General features: G+C 51.0%; 10 protein-coding genes. 4 read left to right on the top strand and 6 right to left on the bottom strand.

Annotated features, from left to right (window positions below; genetic code table 11):
- The first annotated feature begins 269 nt into the window (after positions 1-269).
- The 3 genes from DYY88_RS23590 to DYY88_RS23580 all read left to right on the top strand — a co-directional run bounded on the left by DYY88_RS23590 (position 270) and on the right by DYY88_RS23580 (position 2,899).
- The gene (locus DYY88_RS23590) at positions 270-1,196 is read left to right on the top strand and encodes a glycine betaine ABC transporter substrate-binding protein (protein WP_039726693.1); all 927 of its coding nucleotides are present in this window, start codon (positions 270-272) and stop codon (positions 1,194-1,196) included.
- A gap of 117 nt (positions 1,197-1,313) precedes the next feature.
- A complete protein-coding gene (locus DYY88_RS23585) occupies positions 1,314-2,276 on the top strand; it encodes an ABC transporter ATP-binding protein (RefSeq protein WP_039726695.1) in 963 nt (320 codons plus the stop codon).
- On the top strand, positions 2,276-2,899 hold the full coding sequence (locus DYY88_RS23580) for an ABC transporter permease (RefSeq protein ID WP_039726696.1): 624 nt from the start codon (positions 2,276-2,278) through the stop codon (positions 2,897-2,899). The genes DYY88_RS23585 and DYY88_RS23580 overlap by 1 nt, the downstream gene beginning before the upstream one ends.
- 202 nt (positions 2,900-3,101) lie before the next feature.
- On the opposite strand, the gene DYY88_RS23575 is transcribed toward DYY88_RS23580, so the two are convergent.
- The 6 genes from DYY88_RS23575 to DYY88_RS23550 all read right to left on the bottom strand — a co-directional run bounded on the left by DYY88_RS23575 (position 3,102) and on the right by DYY88_RS23550 (position 5,491).
- Positions 3,102-3,221, bottom strand: a complete 120-nt coding sequence (locus DYY88_RS23575; protein WP_063776177.1) for a photosystem II reaction center protein J — start codon at positions 3,219-3,221, stop codon at positions 3,102-3,104.
- Between the two features lie 78 nt (positions 3,222-3,299).
- Positions 3,300-3,419 carry a photosystem II reaction center protein PsbL gene (gene psbL / locus DYY88_RS23570; protein WP_072041322.1) on the bottom strand — a complete coding sequence of 40 codons (120 nt, stop codon included), beginning with the start codon at positions 3,417-3,419 and terminating at the stop codon, positions 3,300-3,302.
- Positions 3,420-3,429: 10 nt separating this feature from the next.
- On the bottom strand, positions 3,430-3,561 hold the full coding sequence (gene psbF / locus DYY88_RS23565) for a cytochrome b559 subunit beta (protein WP_039726697.1): 132 nt from the start codon (positions 3,559-3,561) through the stop codon (positions 3,430-3,432).
- A 54-nt stretch (positions 3,562-3,615) separates the two neighbouring features.
- Positions 3,616-3,864: a cytochrome b559 subunit alpha gene (gene psbE, locus DYY88_RS23560; protein WP_039726698.1), complete on the bottom strand. Its 249-nt coding sequence runs from the start codon at positions 3,862-3,864 to the stop codon at positions 3,616-3,618.
- A 105-nt stretch (positions 3,865-3,969) separates the two neighbouring features.
- Positions 3,970-4,977 carry a photosynthesis system II assembly factor Ycf48 gene (locus DYY88_RS23555; protein WP_039726699.1) on the bottom strand — a complete coding sequence of 336 codons (1,008 nt, stop codon included), beginning with the start codon at positions 4,975-4,977 and terminating at the stop codon, positions 3,970-3,972.
- Between the two features lie 67 nt (positions 4,978-5,044).
- Positions 5,045-5,491: a rubredoxin gene (locus DYY88_RS23550; protein ID WP_084607050.1), complete on the bottom strand. Its 447-nt coding sequence runs from the start codon at positions 5,489-5,491 to the stop codon at positions 5,045-5,047.
- A gap of 320 nt (positions 5,492-5,811) precedes the next feature.
- On the opposite strand from DYY88_RS23550, the gene DYY88_RS23545 reads away from it, so the two are divergent.
- Positions 5,812-6,174, top strand: coding sequence for an NAD(P)H-quinone oxidoreductase subunit 3 (locus DYY88_RS23545; protein WP_039726700.1), 363 nt, complete (start codon positions 5,812-5,814; stop codon positions 6,172-6,174).
- The last annotated feature ends 10 nt before the right edge of the window (positions 6,175-6,184 follow it).

Here is a 6,184-nt window from a genome sequence, read left to right as displayed (position 1 = left end):
ATGCTCACTCAAGGGCTGATGGTTCGTATCTTCAGCTTATGGCGAGTGAGCTTTTTTACTGACTGAGCGATTTATCAAACATCCTCTGACTCTTGGCGATATCATCTGGCGGTTTAGCCCATAAAGGCCAAGATGGCTTTGTCGTTCAGTCAACAGCAGATATCGTTGCTAGACTGCGTTATTTGTCGCAGAAGCTCCACCAAAATCAGATGCTATTCTCAAAGGCGTATAGTGACTGAAGTTGCGACCGATTAGAAGAGACTGAACTGATGAGAATTTGGCGACGTTGGTTGTCCCCAGTGGCTCTATTTGTCTGTGCAGTATTCGTTACTGTGGCCTGCGCAGGTAATAACGGCGGTAGCGATGTCATCCGCGTAGGCTCAAAAGATTTTACTGAGCAGCTCATCTTGGGCGAAATGTATGCGCTTGTGCTGGAAGACGCAGGCTACTCGGTCGAGCGCAAGTTGAACTTGGGCGGCACCCCCGTTGCCCAAGCGGCGCTCGAAAGTGGCGAAATTGATTTATATCCTGAATATACGGGCACTGGTTTATTAACGGTACTCAAAGCCGAGGCGAATAGTGATCCGACGGTGGTATACGAAACGGTTTCGAGTCAGTACCAAGAACAGTTCAATTTGGTTTGGCTAGAGCCGTCGCCGATGAATAATACTCAGGCATTGGCCATGACCCAAGAGAAGTCTAGCGAATTGGGCATTACGACAATTTCTGAGTTCGCAGCTCAAGCCAGCAACCTCACTTTAATTGGCCCCCCCGAGTTTGAAGTTCGGGAAGACGGCTTACCGGGTCTGCAAGCCGCCTATGGAAATTTTCAACTCAATAGTTACAAAGCCGTCGATGCCGGGTTGCGTTATAAAGGCTTAGTCGATGGTGAAGCTGATGTGGCTGTCGCCTTTGGTACAGATGGTGAAATCAGCGCGTTTGACCTGGTGTTGTTGGAGGACGATCAACAACTCTTTCCGCCTTATCAAGTTGCGCCTGTGGTGCGTCAAGAGGTGTTAGATGCGAATCCTGATGTCCGAGATATTTTGAATAGTCTGGCGCCGCTGATTACTGACGAGGTGATGCAGTCGCTTAATTATCAGGTCACAGGTGAAGCTCAGGAGCCAGATGCGGTGGCGCTGCAGTTTTTGCAAGAGTCTGGGCTGCTAGAAGCTGCTGCCAGCGAGGCTGAGTAAAGCCTTAGATGCTTGGGTTGACTCTGGTTGTCGAGGGGCGGAGTGAGCTTGGCCACTCATTTCACGGCAGCGATTGCCCCTTACAGGGCTTAATTCTGACCACTTTTTAGGTTGGCAATGGGCAATATTTTATTTGAACAGGTCACGCTGAAATTTGCGGGGATGGCTCGCCCAGCGGTGGATCAGGTGACTTGTGAAATTCAATCGGGTGAATTGGTCGTCATTTTGGGGCCTTCGGGCTGCGGTAAAACGACTCTGCTAAAGATGGTCAACCGCCTTTATGAGCCTACTAAAGGGCGCATCACGATGGCCGGGCAAAATATCAAAGCGTTACGCCCGACAACACTGCGCCAAAAAATTGGCTACGTGATTCAACAATCGGGGTTATTTCCCCATATGACGGTCGCGAATAATGTGGCTGTGGTGCCCAAGTTGCTGAAGTGGCCGATGCAAAAAATTCAAGCTCGGGTGGATGAACTGCTGGATTTGGTAAAACTGCCGCCTGCTGACTATCGCGATCGCTATCCGGCTCAGTTATCGGGTGGTCAACAACAGCGGGTCGGCATCGCTCGTGCCTTAGCGGGTAATCCCGACTATATGTTGATGGATGAGCCGTTTGGGGCGATTGACGCGATTACTCGAAATGCCCTGCAGGCAGAGATTCTGCGCTTGCATCAGCAATTGAAAAAAACGATCCTGTTTGTCTCTCACGATGTGGATGAAGCACTGCGGTTGGGCGATCGCATTATCGTCATGAATGCGGGGCGGATTGTCCAATTTGACACCCCTTTCAAGCTGTTAACGCAACCTGCCGATCCCTTTGTTCATCAACTTTTAGGCGCTGACGATATGGTGCGTCAGTTAGGGCAGGTCCCAGTCGATGCGGCGCTGATGCCACTGCCAGCCCCGTTTCAACCCGGTCAGCATCCAGTGGTTGAGGCTGACGCCAACCTGCGCGATGCCTTATCCATCATTCTAAAAACTGGAGCCCCTGAACTTACTGTTGTCCGTCAGGGTGAACCCGTCGGACGATTAACGTTGGATCACATTCGCACCTGCGCCCGGGAGCACAACCACTGATGGCCTATTTGCTGAACCACCCTGGCGAAATCGCAACCCTGGTCTGGCAGCATTTACAGATGACGCTCAGTGCTTTGGCGATCGCTATTCTGATTGCCGTTCCCATTGCCTTGTTGATTAACCATGTGCGCTGGCTTTCCGTTCCGGTGATGGGGCTATTGGGAATTTTTTACACGATTCCTAGTCTGGCGCTGATTATTTTTCTGGTGCCTGTGTTTGGGCTCAATGCGACCTCGGTCATCGTGGCAATGGTGATCTATACCCAGGTCATTTTGGTACGCAACCTCACCGTGGGCCTGGCGGGCATTGATGGCTCGATACTCGAAGCGGCGCGGGGCATGGGCATGAGCCTATGGCAACGGTGGTGGTGGGTGCAGGTGCCGTTGGTGTTGCCTGTGTTTGTAGCGGGGGTGAGAATTGCCGCAATTGTGGCGATCGCGATCGCGACGATCGGTGCCAAGTTCAATGCTGGCGGCTTGGGTACACTCTTGTTCGACGGCATTCAAACGAATCGCATTGACAAAATTTGGGCTGGCGCGATCGCAGTCGCCATCCTCGCCTTTGCCTTCAACGGTCTCTTGCTCTGGCTCGAACAACGAAGTCGGCCCGCCCATCAGCGGTAGGCCGAAAGCGAATACATTATTGCCCAAAAGCATCTCCCCGCTCACTTCACCTCAGGCGACATGACTGCAGGCGATGAAGTAGGAGGCGCGAGTATTCATAAAATGATTCAGCGATTCAAATTTTAAGCAACTAAAAAGCGGCTGCTGGTTAAGCAACCGCTTTGAGGCGTATGACAGCAATAGAAGCGCCTGCCAAGATTAACTAAACGGCTGAACCGACGCCCGCATAAGCCCCGTAGAAAAACAGACCGACTACCACCAGCACACCAGTGCCAGCAACGGTGGCCACAATCCACAAAGGAATCCGTCCATTCTTAATCATTTTGGTACCTCCTACTCACAAACTAATCAACACAACAACAGCGGCTCAAAGCCTGATGAAACTAATGACTTGCCAGACTTAGTTGAAGAAATAACTGGAAAACAGCAACCCAGTCACAAAGACCAGCAACAGTCCCAGATAAAGGGATGTCCGGTTCAGCTCAACTGGTTGTTTATTCGGATTCTGATTCCGTTCCACTGGTGTGCTCCTATCGCTGAATAAACTGCATTGCGGCGATCGCGCCCAAGAAGAAAACGCTGGGAACGCCAAGGGTGTGTACGGCTAGCCACCGCACCGTAAAAATGGGATAAACCGTTGGTTCATTGGGAGTGTTCGTCATGTCCTGCTCACTAATTCGTTCGACTGCACTAAGGGTTAACAGTTTTGAGCGCCGTTATTGGCCCAAAAACTCTTTAATTTGCTGTTCTGCCTCATAGCGATCCGACACAATGGGCAGTTCCATCTGATTGCTCTGGTAATACTCGTTGGGACGAGGAGTGCCAAAGGCATCGTAAGCCAAACCAGTGCTCACAAAGAGCCAGCCAGCAATAAACAAAGCGGGGATGGTAACACTATGAATGACCCAGTAACGGATGCTTGTAATAATGTCGCCAAAGGGCCGTTCGCCGGTATCACCTGCCATATCAACCTCACATGTAACGTGTGTATCAATCCTATTACTTAATGATACGGAACTCAGGAATCCATCACAAGTTAGATGCTAAGTTCCGCATTCCACGAGCCGACCTTAAGCTGCTTGAGCGCCAGCATACCGCAGTAAGTAACCGTTTTGGCCCAAGATGAAACCCTGGTCTGGGGTATTGAAAATGATGCGATACAGGTTCGAGGGGACCTGATCAACGTCAGCATCTTTGAACCAGGTCAACCCATCATCGGGACTGAAGTACAGCGTTCCACTCCCGCCGGAAACCCAAAGTTCCTCAGACGTGCGGAAGGCCGCATCCAAAAAGCCCCAGCTAGTAGCTAACTCAGGGGTGATCGGCTCCTGCCAATCTTCCTCTTCGCCCGTGAGCGAAAACTGAATCTGTCCGCCCCGTTCTAGCAGCCATAAGCCACCATCTTGGTCAAAACCAATATTTTGCAAGCGGCGAGAGCTCTCACGGTTGAAAGGACGCCATTCCAAATCGCCAGGGGACCACAGAGAGTAAAAGTTGCCCCGTGAAGAGACGGCCGCGTAGCTGCCGTCGGGACTCCGACTCATGTTGCGGACAACGCCTACAGCCCCTAATACGAGCCCTTTCCAGTTCTGGCCACCATCGCGGGTGCGATAAATGGCGCCTACATCGGTGGCCAACTCAGCTTCTTTATCTGCTAGGGCCGTAATGAGGAAAGGCTTACCGGGTAATTTGTCGCTCAGGGGGACCCGTTCCCAAGTGTCGCCCCCATTCGTGGTGTGGAGCAGAATTTGGGGTTGGCCAGCGACCCAACCTTCATTGCCCACAAAACTCACGGAGGTAAAGGTAAACCCTTTATCTCCCAGGTCGAGCGATCGCTGGGCCCAGGTTTTGCCACCGTCACGGGTTTCCATCAGGGTGCTGCGACTGCCCACCAGCCAGCCGTGATCAGCATCATCGGTAAAAGCAATGTCAGAGAACGTCGCCTCTGTATCCAGATGCACGACCTCCCAAGGATTGTTTTCGAGGTCGGGCAAAAACGCATTGCTGCACCCGAAACACAGAAAAGCGATCGCCACAATCGCCCCAAACTTTCGTAAATGAACTAATAAACCACCCATGCTAGCCTCACCATCCTCAGCCGTAACAACATCAACGTTCGTATCTTTAACTCTGGGCGCCCTGGAGTTATCGCAAACCATAAAGGCTAATAAAGAAGAAAAAACCAACTGCTAAGGCTCCAAAAATCAGAATATTCTTCTGACCAGGCGTCAAGGTATTCACGCCCAAGCCATAATTCAGATTTTCTTTAAAGCCCGAGGGGGTGCCAGCTGGCCCAACATTGGCAAAACGCTTTTTCTGGGCTCCGCAAACCGGACATCGCCAATTCAGCGGTACGTCTTGAAATGGCACACCGGCTTTAATCCCGCTGCGATCGTCCCCTTTGGTCGGCTCATAGGTATAACCACAGGCCATACACTCAAATCGATCCATTTCCCGTGGAGTTAACGGCTTGTCCGGCTCGGCTGCCGAATCGGCGTTTGTCTCCTCAATCGGTGTGGCATTTTGCTGATCAACCGATTGGTCATCAAGCGGGCTGCTCGGCTCAACTTGCTGATTAGGCTCAGGCGACATCACTAATTTCCCTCGACGGCTCTACAAGCAACATCAGCCAGCTAGTCTTCATTAGACCGCTGAAGGCTGATTATGAAAAATTGCAATATTTCTTACCAATTATGACATGGCGCTGAACCTTACTTGTTACCAGGTCAATTTTGAAGGTCGTGATCAACCGCGCCAATTTTGCTGTGGCTCAATGATGAGACTGCCTAATCACCCGCATGGAAACTGCAAAACACTCACGGCGCGCAACGGTCTGAAGTTCAAGCAAATGTAAACTAATATGGAAATGCGTACAGCAAAAGACTGTGTGCGATCGTGAGTGAGGATACGCAGTGTTTGTCTTAACCGGATACGAATACCTCTTAGTCTTTCTCCTCTTATGTGGTTCAGTACCGATTTTGGCCCTTGGCATCGCTTACTTTTTGCGACCCAAGCGAGAAGGGGCGAGTCGTCGAACTACTTATGAATCGGGGATGGAGCCCATTGGCGGAGCGTGGATTCAATTCAACATCCGTTATTACATGTTTGCCCTGGTATTTGTCATTTTTGACGTTGAAACAGTGTTTTTGTATCCCTGGGCGGTGGCCTTTAGCAAGCTGGGACTCCTGGCATTTATAGAGGCGCTGATTTTCATTGCGATTCTAGTGGTCGGTTTGGTGTACGCATGGCGAAAAGGAGCATTGGAATGGTCATGAACCCTGAAAG

It is taken from the genome of Leptolyngbya iicbica LK, from assembly GCF_004212215.1.
Taxonomy (GTDB): Bacteria; Cyanobacteriota; Cyanobacteriia; order Phormidesmidales; family Phormidesmidaceae; genus Halomicronema; species Halomicronema iicbica.
The sequence above is the reverse complement of the archived record's forward strand: the minus strand, read 5'-3'. Positions and strand labels throughout refer to the sequence as shown.

Coding starts and splice junctions, on each gene's coding strand:
- DYY88_RS23575 (WP_063776177.1), bottom strand. CDS start 3,221: ATGATTAAGAATGGACGGATTCCTTTGTGGATTGTGGCCACCGTTGCT.
- DYY88_RS23555 (WP_039726699.1), bottom strand. CDS start 4,977: ATGGGTGGTTTATTAGTTCATTTACGAAAGTTTGGGGCGATTGTGGCG.
- psbF (WP_039726697.1), bottom strand. CDS start 3,561: ATGACGAACACTCCCAATGAACCAACGGTTTATCCCATTTTTACGGTG.
- DYY88_RS23550 (WP_084607050.1), bottom strand. CDS start 5,491: ATGTCGCCTGAGCCTAATCAGCAAGTTGAGCCGAGCAGCCCGCTTGAT.
- DYY88_RS23585 (WP_039726695.1), top strand. CDS start 1,314: ATGGGCAATATTTTATTTGAACAGGTCACGCTGAAATTTGCGGGGATG.
- psbE (WP_039726698.1), bottom strand. CDS start 3,864: ATGGCAGGTGATACCGGCGAACGGCCCTTTGGCGACATTATTACAAGC.
- DYY88_RS23590 (WP_039726693.1), top strand. CDS start 270: ATGAGAATTTGGCGACGTTGGTTGTCCCCAGTGGCTCTATTTGTCTGT.
- DYY88_RS23580 (WP_039726696.1), top strand. CDS start 2,276: ATGGCCTATTTGCTGAACCACCCTGGCGAAATCGCAACCCTGGTCTGG.